The organism is Nocardioides sp. HB32, assembly GCF_054058995.1.
This window is the reverse complement of the sequence record NZ_JBSSBS010000001.1, coordinates 2,299,307-2,314,372: the sequence shown is the minus strand read 5'-3', so window position 1 is coordinate 2,314,372 and position 15,066 is coordinate 2,299,307. Positions and strand designations below refer to the sequence as shown.

General features: G+C 71.8%; 14 protein-coding genes and 1 pseudogene. 7 read left to right on the top strand and 8 right to left on the bottom strand.

Features of this window, described 5'->3' with window-relative positions:
* Positions 1 to 76: 76 nt before the first annotated feature.
* Positions 77 to 2,872, top strand: coding sequence for a S8 family serine peptidase (locus tag ACVW2K_RS11795; RefSeq protein ID WP_457202636.1), 2,796 nt, complete (start codon positions 77 to 79; stop codon positions 2,870 to 2,872).
* Here the strand turns inward: ACVW2K_RS11795 and ACVW2K_RS11790 are convergent.
* The 5 genes from ACVW2K_RS11790 to ACVW2K_RS11770 are packed head-to-tail and all read right to left on the bottom strand — an operon-like array spanning position 2,866 to position 6,021.
* Positions 2,866 to 3,417 carry an MmcQ/YjbR family DNA-binding protein gene (locus ACVW2K_RS11790; RefSeq protein WP_197025330.1) on the bottom strand — a complete coding sequence of 184 codons (552 nt, stop codon included), beginning with the start codon at positions 3,415 to 3,417 and terminating at the stop codon, positions 2,866 to 2,868. The genes ACVW2K_RS11795 and ACVW2K_RS11790 overlap by 7 nt on opposite strands.
* Positions 3,418 to 3,419: 2 nt before the next feature.
* Entirely contained in the window at positions 3,420 to 3,908 is a 489-nt protein-coding gene (locus ACVW2K_RS11785; protein WP_028637590.1) for a MarR family winged helix-turn-helix transcriptional regulator, read from the bottom strand.
* Positions 3,905 to 4,720 carry an SDR family NAD(P)-dependent oxidoreductase gene (locus ACVW2K_RS11780; protein ID WP_457202635.1) on the bottom strand — a complete coding sequence of 272 codons (816 nt, stop codon included), beginning with the start codon at positions 4,718 to 4,720 and terminating at the stop codon, positions 3,905 to 3,907. Before ACVW2K_RS11780 ends, ACVW2K_RS11785 begins: the two co-directional genes overlap by 4 nt.
* Entirely contained in the window at positions 4,717 to 5,208 is a 492-nt protein-coding gene (locus ACVW2K_RS11775; RefSeq protein WP_457202634.1) for a VOC family protein, read from the bottom strand. The genes ACVW2K_RS11780 and ACVW2K_RS11775 overlap by 4 nt, the downstream gene beginning before the upstream one ends.
* A 9-nt stretch (positions 5,209 to 5,217) precedes the next feature.
* A complete protein-coding gene (locus ACVW2K_RS11770) occupies positions 5,218 to 6,021 on the bottom strand; it encodes a MerR family transcriptional regulator (RefSeq protein ID WP_457202633.1) in 804 nt (267 codons plus the stop codon).
* 73 nt (positions 6,022 to 6,094) lie between these two features.
* Between ACVW2K_RS11770 and ACVW2K_RS11765 the strand changes: the two are divergent.
* Positions 6,095 to 6,811: pseudogene (locus ACVW2K_RS11765) on the top strand (MFS transporter); the annotation flags it as partial.
* Positions 6,812 to 6,949: 138 nt separating this feature from the next.
* The gene (locus ACVW2K_RS11760) at positions 6,950 to 7,534 is read left to right on the top strand and encodes an MFS transporter (RefSeq protein WP_331279524.1); all 585 of its coding nucleotides are present in this window, start codon (positions 6,950 to 6,952) and stop codon (positions 7,532 to 7,534) included.
* Here ACVW2K_RS11760 and meaB read toward each other — a convergent pair.
* Positions 7,492 to 8,457, bottom strand: coding sequence for a methylmalonyl Co-A mutase-associated GTPase MeaB (gene meaB, locus ACVW2K_RS11755; protein WP_028637586.1), 966 nt, complete (start codon positions 8,455 to 8,457; stop codon positions 7,492 to 7,494). The genes ACVW2K_RS11760 and meaB overlap by 43 nt on opposite strands.
* Entirely contained in the window at positions 8,441 to 9,634 is a 1,194-nt protein-coding gene (locus ACVW2K_RS11750) for an acetyl-CoA C-acetyltransferase (protein WP_457202632.1), read from the bottom strand. Before ACVW2K_RS11750 ends, meaB begins: the two co-directional genes overlap by 17 nt.
* Positions 9,635 to 9,760: 126 nt before the next feature.
* On the opposite strand from ACVW2K_RS11750, the gene mce reads away from it, so the two are divergent.
* The 4 genes from mce (at position 9,761) to ACVW2K_RS11730 (ending at position 14,111) form a co-directional block, all read left to right on the top strand.
* Positions 9,761 to 10,219, top strand: coding sequence for a methylmalonyl-CoA epimerase (gene mce, locus ACVW2K_RS11745; protein WP_036570392.1), 459 nt, complete (start codon positions 9,761 to 9,763; stop codon positions 10,217 to 10,219).
* Positions 10,220 to 10,297: 78 nt separating this feature from the next.
* A complete protein-coding gene (ccrA, locus tag ACVW2K_RS11740) occupies positions 10,298 to 11,650 on the top strand; it encodes a crotonyl-CoA carboxylase/reductase (protein ID WP_457202631.1) in 1,353 nt (450 codons plus the stop codon).
* A 101-nt stretch (positions 11,651 to 11,751) separates the two neighbouring features.
* The gene (locus ACVW2K_RS11735) at positions 11,752 to 12,990 is read left to right on the top strand and encodes a coiled-coil domain-containing protein (RefSeq protein WP_036570478.1); all 1,239 of its coding nucleotides are present in this window, start codon (positions 11,752 to 11,754) and stop codon (positions 12,988 to 12,990) included.
* The gene (locus ACVW2K_RS11730; protein WP_028637582.1) at positions 12,987 to 14,111 is read left to right on the top strand and encodes an AI-2E family transporter; all 1,125 of its coding nucleotides are present in this window, start codon (positions 12,987 to 12,989) and stop codon (positions 14,109 to 14,111) included. Before ACVW2K_RS11735 ends, ACVW2K_RS11730 begins: the two co-directional genes overlap by 4 nt.
* On the opposite strand, the gene ACVW2K_RS11725 is transcribed toward ACVW2K_RS11730, so the two are convergent.
* Complete coding sequence (locus tag ACVW2K_RS11725; RefSeq protein WP_457202630.1) at positions 14,089 to 15,060, bottom strand: EamA family transporter; 972 nt, start codon at positions 15,058 to 15,060, stop codon at positions 14,089 to 14,091. The two genes, ACVW2K_RS11730 and ACVW2K_RS11725, sit on opposite strands and share 23 nt — an antisense overlap.
* Positions 15,061 to 15,066 lie beyond the last annotated feature (6 nt).

Genomic DNA, 15,066 nt, shown 5'->3' with positions numbered 1-15,066 from the left:
TTCCACACGGCCAGGTCGACGTAGGGTGCTCGCGGCTGCAGGTGTTAGCCACATCACGTAAACGGGAGGCATCTCGATGAGAACACGTAGATCCCTGGCGGTGGCGGCTTCGGTCGCTGTCGTCTGCGGACTCACCCTGCTGAACCCGGCCGAAGGGTCGGCGCCGCCGGACGCGCGTCCCACGGCCAACGGGTTCGGCAAGTCGGTCGACCGCTCGCTCGGCAACGGGCTCGGGCGGTTGGTCGCCAGCAGTGGCTCGGGCAAGGCACGGGTAGGTAGCAGCGGCCTTCGGGTCGACCAGGGCTCGCTGTCCATCCGGGACGACCAGGGCCGGGTCATGGTCAACCTGACCCCGCAGGCCGGGACGGACCGCGCGGTGTTCCGCAACCAGGCCGAGAAGCTCGGCCTCGTGGTCACCTCGACCAACAAGCAGGTCGGCACCCTCGAGGGCTTCGCGCCGCTGTCGGCGATGAAGGCCCTCGCGGCGCTCGACGACACCGGCACCCTGGTCCAGGAGCTGAGGCCGATCACCCATGTGGGCTCGACGACCTCGCAGGGCGTGAAGTTCCAGCGCATCGACAAGGTGCTGGCCAAGGGCGTGCGCGGCCAGGGCATGACGGTCGGTGTGCTCTCGGACTCCTACGACAGCGCGAACAACGACGTCTTCGGTGACCCGCTGACGATCCACGCGGACGACGACATCGCGTCGGGCGACCTGCCCGGCACCGGGAACCCGCAGAACTCGCAGCCCGTCGTCGTCATCCAGGACGGCGACAGCCCCGACACCGACACCGACGAGGGTCGCGGCATGCTGCAGATCGTCCACGACGTCGCGCCGGACGCGAAGCTCTGCTTCGCCACGGCCTTCAGCGGGGACCAGGGCTTCGCGGACAACATCCGCGCACTCGCCGATCCGGCCGGCCCGTGTGGGGCCGACGTGATCGTCGACGACGTCAGCTACTTCGACGAGCCGTTCTTCTCAGACGGCCTGATCGGCGACGCTGTCGACGACGTCGCGGCGCAGGGCGTCAGCTACTTCTCGTCCTCGGGCAACGCGGGCGACCACGGTGCGTGGGACGGCAAGGTCAACCTGGTCTCCAAGGCCAAGGGCCTCAAGAACACCAACCTGGACTTCAGCGGCGTCGACCCGGCCCTGTACGCCGGCGGCCTCCAGGACATGGACCCCGGCGCCGGCACGGACATCGCGCAGGACTTCGCCCTCGGTGCGGCCGGCGGCCTGTACGACCTCCAGTGGAACGACCCGGTCGACGCCGACGGCGCGGACCTGGGCGATCCCTACTTCGAGGGCACCGGCGAGCTGACCTCGCCCGACGACGTCGAGGTGTTCCACTTCACCCCGACCGCCGACCAGCTCGGCAAGCAGGTGCTGGTCACGACCGACGCCATCCCGTCGGGCACCACCGACCTGATCCTCGACCTGGTCAAGCCGGACGGCACCGAGGTGGGCCCGATCGACACCGGCTCGTCGCCCGAGAAGCTGTCGACGACGCTGGACCAGGCCGGCGAGTACACGATCAAGATCTCCGGGTTCAGCGGCGACGAGGGCGACTTCACCGTCAAGGTGCAGCCGATCCTGGCCCCGTCGAACGTGACGACCGACTTCAACGTCCTCGCCTTCGCGCCCGACGGCACCTACTACGGCGTGCTCGGCGACGACAACACGCTCACCGGGCAGCCGGCCGAGGTGCTGCCGATCAGCGGCGTCCCGGACCTCCAGCTCGTGATCGCCGACGCGACCCCGGGCCCGGCCCAGGTGTCGCACCTGCGCCTGATCCTGAACGGCGACATCTATGTGTCGGAGTACTTCGACCCGTCCGCTCCGGCGACCTTCGGCCACCCGACGGCGGCCGGCGCGATCGGCGTGGGCGCCTATGACCCGTTCAAGGCGTTCCTGCCCGAGCCGTACACCTCGCCCGGCGGCAAGCTGAAGATGTACTTCGACTCGCAGGGCAACCGGTACGACACCCCGAAGACGCGGACGAAGCCGGAGATCTCGGCGACCGACCGAGGCAACACGACGTTCTTCGTGGCCGACGACGCACGGGACAGCGACGCCTTCCCGAACTTCGGCGGCACGAGCGCCTCGGCCCCGCACGCGGCTGCCATCGCGGCGCTGATGATCCAGAAGGCCGGTGGTCCGGGGTCGATGACCCCCGACCAGGTCCGGAACCGCCTGGAGCGCAGCACGTTCGGCCACGACCTCGACCCGTTCCGGTCGAGCGGCTCCGCGCACGGCCTGAAGATCATGGCCGTCGGCAGCTCCAGTGACGAACGGAACGCGACGCCCGGCTCACTGGCCGACCGGAACTTCTTCCGGGTCAGCTACTCGGGCAAGCAGCCGATCGCGTCGATCCGGTTCCTCGGCGAGACGGCCAGCCCGACCTCGCTCAAGGGCATCGTGTTCGACCCGCGGCACCTCGGCCAGCCGGAGCTGTTCCGGGACGGCGGCTTCCCGTTCACGGTCGGTCAGGCACACGGCATCCAGCGGGGCAGCATCAAGGCCTCGTTCTCGGGCCGGTTCAAGGGCCTGACCAAGGGCGTCTTCCAGAACATGACGGTCAAGTTCGGGAAGCAGCTCAGGAAGGGCCAGTCCTTCGGCTTCGGCGTCGACCGTGACGCCGCGCTGTGGGCGCCGGACCTGCCGGCGATCGAGGGCAACAACGCCGACGAGCTGGGCGGCGCGTTCTCGATCCCGAGCGGCAAGAAGGAGACCCGCGGCATGGTCTTCAAGGTGACGCTCGTGAACGGCAAGACCTTCACGGGCCGGTTCGTGAACAAGCTCGGTCAGGGCTGGTCCGCCGTCGACGGCTACGGGGTGGTCAACGCCCAGGAGGCCGTCCTCGGTCACTGACCGAACCAGCGGTACACCTGTCCCTCCCGGACCTCGGTCCGGGAGGGCGGGCGCGGGACGGGGTGCTCGCGCAGATGCGCGAGCACCTTCGTCCTGCCGCGCAGGACGACGTCTCCGTCCGCGAAGTGCAGGTACGGATGGAGCAGCTCGCGCAGCCCGCCCCAGTCGCCCGAGTCCATCGCGTTCCACGCGGCCGCCGTCGGCGGTGACATCTCGGGCAGGTCGTGGAGCATCTTCGGCGTGCACATCCGCCACGCGTCGGTGACCAGCTCGCGCATCTCCTCGGCGTGCAGGCGGTCCAGGTGGGCGCACACCCACTGGTAGCGCAGGTCGCGCGCCGGCGGCAGGAAGAACGTCTCGGGGTCGGACGCGACCAGCCCGTCGCGGGCGTCCTTCGGGTAGCCGAACCCCATGTCGGCCTCGTCCTGGGAGAACCCGACGAACACGATCTGGCGGACCTTGAGCTTGGCGCGGCCGCCGGTGAAGAACTCGTAGGTCCGGGGCAGGGCGAGGCCGACCCGGCGTACGTCGTCGGCGGTGGTCACGGCTAGTAGTCCCCGGCGGCCTTGCGGATGGGGCGGAGCAGGTCGGAGAGCGACCGGAGGTCGCGGTCGGTCAGCGAGCCGAGGGCGAAGTCGGCGGCGACCAGGTCCTTCGTCGCCGCCTCCACCAGCTCGCGGCCGCGGTCGGTGATCTCGGCGAGCACCGCGCGGCCGTCGTCGGGGTGCGCCCGCCGCTCGACCAGCCCGGCGGCCTCGAGGCGCCGGATGATCGAGGTGATCGACGTGGGGTGCACCTGCAGCCGCTCCCCCATCTTCCCGAGCGGCAACGACCCGCGCGACGAGAAGACCAGCAGCACCAGCGCCTCGTAGCGCGCGAACGTCAGGCCATGCGGCCTGAGGATCGCATCGAGGCGGCCGATGACGAGCTGCTGCACGCGCATGAGCGACGTGACGGCGTGCATGGCCGGCACCCGGTCCCAGTGGGTGCCCCACTGACGTGCGGCTTCGTCGATGGGGTCGAACGGCAGGGTCACGTCAGGAGGCTAGCCGTCCACGCCGACGTCTCGTCCCAGAGCTTCGCGGCGACGGCGGCGTCCTGCGCGTCAGCGGACGGCTCGGCCGGGGCCTCGCGCCGGTGGTATCCCCCGGGCCGCGCGTCCGGCGACGTGGCGCAGAAGACCGTGGTGCGGGCTCCGACCTCCGGAGTGAGCAGGGTGCGGCGCTCGATCGGAGCCGCGAGCCTGCGCAGCCTCCCCAGCACCGGCGCGGTCTCGAGGCCACGGTCCGCGATCCGGGTGTAGACCGAGCCGGGATGCAGCGAGTAGCCATGCACCCCGACACCGCCGTACCTCCGCTCGATCTCGGCGGCCTCGTGGACGAGCGCGAGCTTGGAGGTGCCGTACGCCGCCCACGAGTCGTACGGCGCCACCGGGGCGACCAGCCACTCGTTGCGGCCGCGGTCGTGCAGCTGAGAGACCACGTTGACGACCCGCGCGTCGCCGGACTCGAGGAGGTTGTCGAGGAGCAGGCGGGTGAGCTGGGCGGTGCCGAGGTAGTTGGTGCGCCAGTGCACCTCGTGGCCGTCGACGAGCTGGGGCTCGGTCCACCTCGAGCGCAGGTCGAGGTGGATGCCCGCGTTGTTGACCAGGAGGTCCAGCCGCTCGGGGACCCAGGCGGCGAGCCGTGCCACGGACCCGGCGTCGGCCAGGTCGAGCGGGTGGTGGTCGGCCGTGATCGGGCAGGAGCGGGTGGTGGTAAGGACGCGGAACCCGCGGGCCCGCAGCGCGCCTGCGGTCGCGGCGCCGATCGAGCGGTCGCCGGCTCCGGTGACCAGCGCGACCTTCACCCGGCGCTCCTGATCGCGTCGTAGAACGCCCGCATCTGCGTGCCGATCCGGGCCAGCTCGACGTACGGCGCCCCGCCGGCGGAGCCGTCGACGTACGCGAACTCGATCTCGCCGTCCAACATCGAGCCGCGCATCAGCACCGGGACGCCCGCGGCGTCGGCGGCCGCGCACGCGGCCGGGACGTCGTCGACCTCGAAGCAGACGTGGTGCAGGCCGGGGCCGTGGGCGTCGAGGAACTCACGGTGGATGCCGGGCCCGCTGACCGGCTGGATCAGCTCGAGCTGGAGGTCACCGGCGTACCCGAGCGACACGTGCAGCACCATCTCGACGGGCTCCCCCCGCAGCGTCGTGGTGTCCGGCCCGAAGACGACGTCCGGGACCCGGGTCCATGCGCCGACCCCGAACTGCTCCGAGAGCAGCCGCTCGGTCGCGTGGAGGTCGTCGGTCACCCACGCGACCTGGCTGATCGGACCGCTGGCGATGCCCATCCCCGAAGACTAGGGACAAACCGGCCAGCAGACCTCCGTCACGTGGTTGATGAGATCATCCTCGTCGCCGAGCGGCAGGTACCGCTCCACGACCGGCCCGTCCGCGGACAGCGCCTCCTCGGTCACCCTGCGACCGACCGCGGAGTACGCGCCGTCGAGGTCCACCATCGGTCCGTCGTACGTCGCCACGGCGTACCGTCCTGCCGGCCTCCGGATCGCCTCCACCCGCCCGGGCAGCGGCGGCACGGAGGCGACCGGGACGAACGCGACCAGCTCGGAGACGCCGTCGGTGAAGAACTCCGTCGGGAAGGTCGCGCCGTCCGGGCCGGTCCGCCCCACGCCCGACGCGCGCAGCAGCCGATGCAGCTCGGTGAACGCCTCCATCCACCAGGTGATGACCGTGCCCCCGTCGACGTGGCCGCGGATCGCGAGCACCGTCGTCGCCGACTCGTCGCGGTAGGAGACGGGGATCTCGTCGTCCGCGGACAGCATCCGGCGAAGCGAGTCGACGGTGTCCTGGGTCTCGCGCAGCTGGCGGCTCATCCGGTCCAGGTGGGCGACGATCACCGCGTTCCGCGAGGTCTCGTCGGGCGCCGCGAGCACCAGGCGCACGTCGTCGACGGGCAGGTCGAGGTCGCGCAGCCGACGGATCAGCCGGGCCGGCGCGACCTGCTCGGCCCGGTAGAAGCGGTAGCCGGTGTGCGCATCGATCCGCGCGGGCTCGAGCAGCCCTACGTCGTGGTAGTGGCGCAGCGCCTTCACGGTCAGGAACGTCATCCGCGAGAAGTCGCCGATGCTCAGCAGGCCGTCCATGGCGGACAGCCTGCACCCTCCCCCCGGGGGAGAGTCCAGCGCTTGACCCTCCCGCTACGGGAGGCCGGAGAACGGTCCCATGACTGACACCGCATTCCGGCGCGGGCCGCTCGCCGTCCTGCTGACCGGCACCTTCCTGATCGTCCTCGACTTCTTCGTCGTGAACGTCGCGCTTCCGTCGGTGCAGCGTGACCTGCACGCCGACAACACGGCCCTCGAGTGGCTGGTCGCCGGCTACGGACTCACCTTCGGCGGCCTCCTGCTGGTCGCGAGCCGGGTCGCCGACCGCTGGGGACGCCGGCGGATGTTCGTGCTCGGCGTCGCGCTCTTCGTCGCCAGCTCGGCGCTCTGCGGGTTCGCCCCGGACGCGACCACGCTGCTCGTCGCCCGCCTCGTGCAGGGTGCCGCGGCCGCCGCCATCGGCCCGGCCGTCCTCTCCCTGATCGGCGACGTGTACGCCGGCCCGCAGCGGGTCCGCGCGCTCGGCGCGTACGCGACCGTGATGGGGGTGGCGGCCGCGTCCGGGCAGCTGGTCGGCGGCCTGCTGATCCACCTCGACGTCGCCGGCAGCGGCTGGCGCTCGATCTTCCTGGTCAACGTCCCGATCGGGCTGGCCGCCCTGGCGGCCGCGCCCCGGCTGCTCCCGGACACCCGCGTGGCCGGCAGTGCTCGGGTCGACCCGCTGGAGGCGGCGCTGGTCGTCGGCGCGCTGACGGCGCTCGTGCTGCCGCTGGTCGAGGGGCAGCGCCACGGCTGGCCTCTGTGGACCTGGGCTCTCCTCGCGGCAGCGGTGGCGCTGGGCGACCTGGCCTGGCTGCGCGGACGACTCCTGCGCCGCCGCGGTGTCCCGCCGCTGGTCGATCCCTACCCGCTGCGGAGCCGGCCGGTGGGCGTCGGGATCCTCGGCCAGGCGCTGCTGTTCAGCGGCATGGCGGCGTACTTCCTGGTGCTCGCGCTGTACCTGCAGGACGGTCGCGGCCTCGGACCACTCGCCTCCGGCGCCGTGTTCACGGTCGTCGCGGCGCCGTACATGATCGGCACCCGTCGGGCGGCTGCGCTGCTCGGCCGGTACGGCGCCCGCGCCACCGTCGCCGGAGGCGCGCTCGCCTTCGGAGCGGGCCACCTCCTGCTGTTCGCAGCCGTCGAGCAGGCCGGCGTCGCGGGCAGCTGGCTGTGGCTGGCTCCCGGGCTGGCCGTGGGCGGGCTCGGGATGGGCGTCGTGCTCTCGGCCTCGGTCGGCACCGTGATGGGCTCGGTCGAGTCCCGGCACGCCGGCACCGTCTCCGGAACCTCCTCGACGGTGCAGCAGGTCGGCAACGCCCTCGGCGTGGCGCTGGTCGGCATCGTGTTCTTCGGCCGGGTCGACGAGGGCATGGTCGACGCCTTCGGCGCCAGCCTGCTCTACCTGGCCGCGACCACCGTCGCTGTCGCAGCGGCCGCGGCATTCCTGCCCGGCCGCCCGCGACCGGCTCAGTCGGTGAACGTCGCCAGCAGCTCGTCGGCCGCGGCGTAGGGATCGGTCCGGCCCGCCACCACGGCCGTTGCGAGCTCGTCCAGTTCGGAGCGGCCGTGGACGTCGCCCCACCGCGACCGCAGGGCGGTCACGGCGATCGCCTCGATCTCGTCGCGGGCCCGGCGGCTGCGCCGGCGCGCGAGCTCGCCGCTGGAGTCGAGCCAGGACCGGTGGTCGTCGATCGCTGCGACGACCTCGGGCAGCCCCTCGCCCTTCTGGGCGACGGTCATCAGGATCGGCGGCCTCCAGGCGCCCTCGGGCCGCTCGGCGAGGGCGAGCATCGAGCGGAGGTCGCGGCGCACCTGCTCCGCGCCGTCCCGGTCCGCCTTGTTCACGACGTAGAGGTCGCCGATCTCGAGGATGCCCGCCTTCGCGGCCTGGATGCCGTCACCCATGCCGGGTGCCAGCAGCACCATCGTGGTGTCGGCCAGCCCGGCGATCTCGACCTCGCTCTGCCCCACGCCGACCGTCTCGACGAGGATGACGTCGCAGCCCGCGGCGTCGAGGACCCGCAGCGCCTGCGGCGTCGTCCACGCCAGGCCGCCGAGGTGGCCGCGCGAGGCCATCGACCGGATGTAGACGTCGCGGTCCAGCGCGTGGTCCTGCATCCGCACCCGGTCGCCGAGCAGCGCACCTCCGGAGAACGGGGACGACGGGTCCACGGCCAGCACGCCGACCCGCTTGCCGCTCGCGCGCAGCTCGCTCACGAGCGCGTTGGTCGACGTCGACTTGCCGACGCCGGGCGAGCCGGTGATGCCGATGACCTGGGCGTTGCCCGTGTGCGGCGCGAGCGCCGCCATCACCTCGCGCAGCAGCGGCGACTCGTCCTCGACGAGCGAGATCAGACGAGCGACGGCCCGGGCCTCACCGGCGCGGGCGCGCTCGACGAGACCCGGGACGTCCTGCTCAGCCCTTCGGGACACGCACGATCAGGGCATCGCCCTGGCCACCGCCGCCGCACAGCGCGGCGGCACCGACGCCGCCGCCCCGGCGCTTGAGCTCGAGCGCGAGATGCAGCACCACGCGCGCGCCGGACATCCCCACCGGGTGGCCCAGCGCGATGGCGCCGCCGTTCACGTTGACCTTCGCGTTGTCCAGGCCCAGCTCGCGGGCCGACGAGATGCCGACGGCGGCGAACGCCTCGTTGAACTCGACGAGGTCGAGGTCGGTCGGCGCGATGCCCTCCTTGTCACAGGCCTTCGCGGTCGCGGCCGCGGGCTGGAGCTGGAGCGTCGAGTCGGGCCCGGCGACCTGGGCGTGGGCACCGATCTCGGCGAGCCACTCGAGGCCGAGCTCCTCGGCCTTCTCCTTGCTCATCACGACGACGGCCGCGGCGCCGTCGGAGATCTGCGAGGACGAGCCGGCGGTGATGGTCCCCTCCTTCGAGAACGCGGGGCGCAGCTTGCCGAGCGACTCGGCGGTGGTGTCGCCGCGGACGCCCTCGTCGGTGGTGAACTGGATCGGGTCGCCCTTGCGCTGCGGGATCTCGACCGGGACGACCTCGTCGTCGAACACACCGTTCTTCCAGGCGACCGCGGCCTTCTGGTGCGACTGGGCGGCGAACTCGTCCTGCTCCTCGCGGGTCAGGTTCGCGGCCGCGGCGTTGCACTCCTCGGTGAGCAGGCCCATCGCCTGGGAGGTGAACTGGTCGTACAGCGCGTCGTACGACATCGAGTCCACGAGCTTCACGTCACCGAACTTGATGCCCTCGCGGGACTTCGGCAGGAAGTGGGGGGCGTTGGTCATCGACTCCATGCCACCGGCGACGACGATGTCGACCTCGCCGGCGCGGATCAGCTGGTCCGCTAGCGCGATCGCGTTCAGCCCCGACAGACACACCTTGTTGATGGTGATCGACGGGACGTTCATGGGCACTCCGCCCTTGACCGCCGCCGTGCGGGCGGGGTTCTGGCCGGCGCCGGCCAGGATCACCTGGCCCATGATCACGTAGTCGACCTGGTCGCCCGAGACGCCTGCCTTCGCCAGGGCGCCCTGGATCGCGACACCGCCCAGGTCCGCGGCGGAGAAGTCCTTGAGGCTGCCGGACAGGCGGCCGATCGGGGTGCGCGCACCGGCGACGATGACGGACGTACCGGACATGGGGTGGCCTCCAGAGACTCGTGAGTGGTTCTGCTGTCGACCCTACCCACGCGTCCGGGACGCGGCGAGGGTGGAACATGTCACACCCCCTCGCCGCGCCCCCGTCGTCGTACGACGATGTGCCGCATGAGCTCGCCGAACGACATCGCCGCCGCCAGCCACCTGTTCACCGCGATCGACCACGTCGGCATCGCCGTCCCCGACCTCGACGCCGCGATCGCCTTCTACGAGGAGGCGTACGGCATGCGCCTCGCGCACCAGGAGGTCAACGAGGAGCAGGGCGTCCGCGAGGCGATGATGGCCGTCGGCGACTCCGGCTCCCACATCCAGCTGCTCGCCCCGCTGAACGAGCACTCCACGATCGCGAAGTTCCTCGGCAGCAAGGGCCCGGGCATCCAGCAGCTGGCCTACCGGGTGACCGACGTGGCTGCGGTCAGCGCGATCCTGCGCGAGCGCGGCCTGCGGCTGCTGTACGACGAGCCGCGCCGCGGTACGTCGGACTCGCGCGTGAACTTCATCCACCCGAAGGACGCCGGCGGGGTGCTCGTGGAGCTGGTGCAGCCCGCCACCGCCTCCGCGACGTAGGTCACACCGGGGTGTCAGCCCCGGTTACCGATGGGTAATGTCCCGTCCAGACGACCGACCCCGACAGCAGGAGCCGACGTGCAGCACATCCTCGACGCGATCATGGCCAGCCAGCAAGACTCGCGGAGCACCACGGCCGAGGACTTCGCGAACCTGGCGATCCCGGACCACTACCGCGCGGCGACCGTCCACAAGGACGAGGTCGACATGTTCGAGGGCATCGCCAGCAAGGACAAGGACCCGCGCAAGTCGATCCACGTCGAGGACGTCGCGCTGCCCGAGCTCGGCCCCGGCGAGGCACTGGTCGCCGTGATGGCCTCGGCCATCAACTACAACACCGTGTGGACCTCGATCTTCGAGCCGGTCTCGACGTTCGGCTTCCTGGAGCGGTACGGCCGGCTCTCGCCGCTCACCGCCCGCCACGACCTGCCGTACCACGTCGTCGGCTCGGACCTGGCCGGAGTCGTGCTGCGCACCGGCCCTGGCGTCACCAAGTGGAAGCCCGGCACCGAGGTCGTCGCGCACTGCCTCTCGGTCGAGCTCGAGGACCCCGACGGCCACGACGACACGATGCTCGACCCGCAGCAGCGGATCTGGGGCTTCGAGACCAACTTCGGCGGCCTGGCGCACGTCGCGCTGGTCAAGGCGAACCAGCTGATGCCCAAGCCCGCCCACCTGACCTGGGAGGAGGCCGCCTCCCCCGGCCTGGTCAACTGCACGGCGTACCGCCAGCTGGTGTCGAAGAACGGCGGCGACATGAAGCAGGGCGACAACGTCCTGATCTGGGGCGCCTCGGGCGGTCTGGGCGGATTCGCGACGCAGTACGCGCTCAACGGCGGGGCCACCCCCGTGTGCGTGGTCTCCAACGAGGAGAAGGCGAACATCGCGCGGTCCATGGGCGCGGAGCTCATCATCAACCGGTCCGAGGAGGGCTACCGGTTCTGGAAGGACGAGCACACCCAGGACCCGAAGGAGTGGAAGCGCTTCGGGGCCAAGATCCGCGAGCTGACCGGCGGCGAGGACATCGACATCGTCTTCGAGCACCCCGGTCGCGAGACGTTCGGGGCGTCGGTCTACGTCACCCGGAAGGGCGGCACGATCACCACGTGCGCCTCCACCAGCGGCTACATGCACGAGTACGACAACCGCTACCTCTGGATGAACCTCAAGCGGATCATCTCCTCGCACTTCGCGAACTACCGCGAGTCGTGGGAGGCCAACCGGCTGATCGCCAAGGGCAAGATCCACCCGACCCTGTCTCGCACCTACTCGCTCGACGACGTCGGACAGGCCGCGCTCGACGTCCACCAGAACGCCCACCAGGGCAAGGTGGGCGTGCTCTGCCTGGCTCCCGAGGAAGGTCTCGGCGTCCGCGACGAGGAGATGCGGAGCACGCATCTCGACGCGATCAACCGGTTCCGCGGGGTGTAGCAGCAACCGGACGCAAATTGTCGCGGCCCGGGCTGGGATCGCCCGACCCGATCGGCAAGACTGGCCCTGCACTGCAACCTGCCGAGAAGGGGTACGCCGCCGTGACGAGCGACCAGGGACTGTCCATCTTCGACGACAACGAGCCGGAGGAGGACGCGACCGGGGCCGCCCCCGACGAGGCGACCCAGGTGCTGCCGACGGTGCCCGCGCGCGAGCCCCGGGCCAAGGCGCCGGCGCAGCCGCGCGCGGAGCAGACCCAGCAGGCGCCGGCGGTGCCGCGCGAACAGCCGTCGCGCCCCGTCGTACCGCCGGCGGCCCCCCGCGCGGCCGGGGGCCCGACCACCTCGCCCGGCGGTTTCCCGGTCGTGCGCCGCGGTGGCTACGACAAGGACGCCGTCGACGCACGCGTGCGCCAGCTGGCGAGCGAGAAGTCGGGGCTGAGCGCGAGCCTGTCCGAGTCCGAGCGCCGGGTGCTGGAGCTCGAGGATCAGGTCGGGCAGCTGCGGGAGCAGGTCAAGGAGAGCGAGACGCCGTCGTACGCCGGCCTCGGCGGGCGCGCGAGCGCCATGCTGCGCCTGGCCGAGGAGGAGGCGGCGGAGGTCCGGGAGACCGCGCAGCGCGACGCGGCCGAGATCCGCGAGCAGGCGACCCGCGACGCCAAGGCGGTCCGCGCCGACGCCTCGCGGGAGGCCGAGGACATGCGCCTGGTGCAGCTCAAGGAGCTCGACGAGCACCGGAGCCGGCTGATGGCCGACGCCGAGCAGGAGCGCGCGCTGGCGAAGGCCGAGGCCGAGGACCTGGTGGCGTCCGCCCAGCGCCAGGCCGACCAGATCCGGCTCGCCGCCGAGCAGGAGACCAACGAGCAGCGCACCGCTGCCAAGCGCGAGGCCGAGCAGGCCCGGGCCGCCGCGGACCGGGAGGTGCAGGAGGCCCGCCGGACGCTCGCTGTCGAGAAGGAGCGGCTCGCCCGGGAGGCGACCGACCACCACGCCAGCGCGACCGCCGAGACCAAGCGCCTCGTCGAGGAGGCCGAGTCCCGCGCCGCGGCCGCCGAGGAGCGCGCCCGGGCAGCGCTCGCGCAGGCGACCGAGAACCGCGCCCAGGCCGCCACCGAGGCCGAAGCGCTGCTCTCCCGCGCCCGGCGGGAGGCCGAGCAGATCGTCAGCTCGGCCCGCACCCAGGCCGAGTCGATCGCCGCCACCGGCACCGCCGATGCCGAGCGCGAGCTCGCCGTCGTCCGCGCCGAGGTGGAGCGGATCAGCAAGCGCCGCGACGCGATCACCGCGCAGCTGGCGTCGCTGCACGACGTCGTCGCCGGCTTCGGCAAGGACGAGGAGTGACCGACACTTCCCAGCCCGCGGAGGCCACCGACGAGGAGGACTCCGCGGGCGTCCCGGTCGAGCACGAGGACCTCGGCGTACCAGGCCCTCCGCTCGACCACCGGGCGCCGTTCTACGTCGGCTTCATCGGCGGGCTCGGCGCCCTGCTCGCGCTGTGGCTGGCGCTGAACGTGCAGGCCATCGGCTCCACGCTGATGCTGGTGGTCGTCTCCCTCTTCCTCGCCGCCGGGCTCAACCCCGCGGTCGAGTTCTTCGAGCGCCACGGGATGCGCCGCTCGTACGCCGTCCTGACGGTGATCCTGCTGTTCCTGCTCGCGCTCGCGCTCTTCCTCGTCGCGATCGTGCCGGTGATCGCCGACCAGGTCCACGCACTGACGAACAACGTGCCGCAGTGGTTGGACGACGTCCAGCGCAACCGGCAGGTCCAGCGGCTCGACGAGGAGTACGACATCGTCGAGAAGGTCCAGAAGTACGTCACCGACGGCAGCTTCGTCGGCGCGCTCTTCGGTGGGGCCGTCGGGATCGGGCTCGCGGTACTCGGGGCGCTGTTCAACGGCTTCATCGTGGTCGTGCTGACGCTGTACTTCCTCGCGTCCCTGGAGAACACCAGGAGCGCGATCTACCGGCTCGCGCCGGCGTCCCGCCGGGACCGGGTCTCGAAGCTCGGGGACCGGATCGTGCGCAGCGTCGGGGGCTACGTCTCCGGGGCGTTCATCGTCGCGATGTGCGCCGGCATCTCGTCGCTGGTATTCCTGTTCGTCGCGGGTCTCGGGCAGTACGCCGTGGCGCTTGCCTTCGTGGTCGCCCTGCTCGACGTGATCCCGATGATCGGCGCGACCATCGGCGCCGTGATCGTGACCGCGATCGCCTTCGCGACCGACTGGAAGATCGGCGTCGCGTGCGTGGTCTTCTACATCGTCTACCAGCAGGTCGAGAACTACGTGATCTACCCGCGGGTGATGTCGAAGTCCGTCGACGTACCCGGCGCGGTCACCGTCATCGCGGCGCTCATCGGCGCCGCCCTGTTCGGGGTGATCGGGGCACTGCTCGCGATCCCGACCGCGGCGTCGATCCTGATGCTGGTGCGCGAGGTGTGGGTCAGGCGGCAGGACGAGCGCTAGCGTCGGCGGTGTCCTTCTCGCCGAGCTTCACGAACACCACGCCGGCGAGGATCAGCAGGCCGCCCGCGAGCTGCACGGGGCGCGGCAGCTCGTCGAGGAGCAGCCACGCGAACAGGACCCCCGCGAGGACCTCGGTGAGCGCCACGAACGACGCCAGCCGCGACCCCAGCCGCCGGCTCGCCGCGATCCCGCTGGTGTACGGGACGGCAGCCGTCACCACGCCCAGCACGAGCAGCGGCACCCACCACGCGACCGTCGTACCGGCGTACGTGACGGCGGCGGACGACGCGTGCATGGGCAGCAGCCCGACCAGGCCGAGCACCGCGAGGGCCACCGCCCCGGCGACGAGGCCGCCGGACGCCAGCACCATCGGGGGCAGGCCGTTGCCCTCGTCGGCCGCGACCACGAAGTACGTCGCCGCGCCGACCATCGCGCCGAGCGCCCACAGCACGCCCGGCAGGCTGATGGCCGCGCCGGACAGCAGGTCGAGCACCAGCACCAGTCCGAGGGCGGCCAGTCCGGCGCCGACCAGCGTGACCGGACCCGGCCGTTGGCCGTGCCGCAGCCAGAGCCAGACCACGACGGTCGCCGGCGCGGTGTACTCGATGAGCAGCGCCGGCCCCACCTGCATGTGCGCCACGGCCGAGAAGTAGCAGAACTGCGCGCCGGCGACCGCGATGAGGCCGAAGACCGCGATCAGGCGGGCGTTGCGGCGGACCAGGTGCCACCGGCCACGCAGTGACACCAGGCCGAACGGCAGCACCACCAGGGCGGCGATGCTCACCCGGATCAGCACGATCGCGCCCGCGCTCCAGCCCGCGCCGAGCAGCTGCCGGGCGAGCGCTCCGGCCATGCCGAAGGAGGCCGCCGAGAGCAGCGCGAAGCCGAGACCGCTCGCCAGCCGGGAGCCGGAGGCCACCATCGCGTCGTCATCGGTCAATGCGGTCATGGCACA

Bases quoted from the DNA above. Each gene is read 5' to 3' on its own strand.
- ACVW2K_RS11795 (WP_457202636.1), top strand. From the start codon at position 77: ATGAGAACACGTAGATCCCTGGCGGTGGCGGCTTCGGTCGCTGTCGTC.
- ACVW2K_RS11775 (WP_457202634.1), bottom strand. From the start codon at position 5,208: ATGGGCATCGCCAGCGGTCCGATCAGCCAGGTCGCGTGGGTGACCGAC.
- ACVW2K_RS11770 (WP_457202633.1), bottom strand. From the start codon at position 6,021: ATGGACGGCCTGCTGAGCATCGGCGACTTCTCGCGGATGACGTTCCTG.
- ACVW2K_RS11760 (WP_331279524.1), top strand. From the start codon at position 6,950: ATGGCGGCGTACTTCCTGGTGCTCGCGCTGTACCTGCAGGACGGTCGC.
- ACVW2K_RS11750 (WP_457202632.1), bottom strand. From the start codon at position 9,634: ATGTCCGGTACGTCCGTCATCGTCGCCGGTGCGCGCACCCCGATCGGC.
- mce (WP_036570392.1), top strand. From the start codon at position 9,761: ATGAGCTCGCCGAACGACATCGCCGCCGCCAGCCACCTGTTCACCGCG.
- ACVW2K_RS11725 (WP_457202630.1), bottom strand. From the start codon at position 15,060: ATGACCGCATTGACCGATGACGACGCGATGGTGGCCTCCGGCTCCCGG.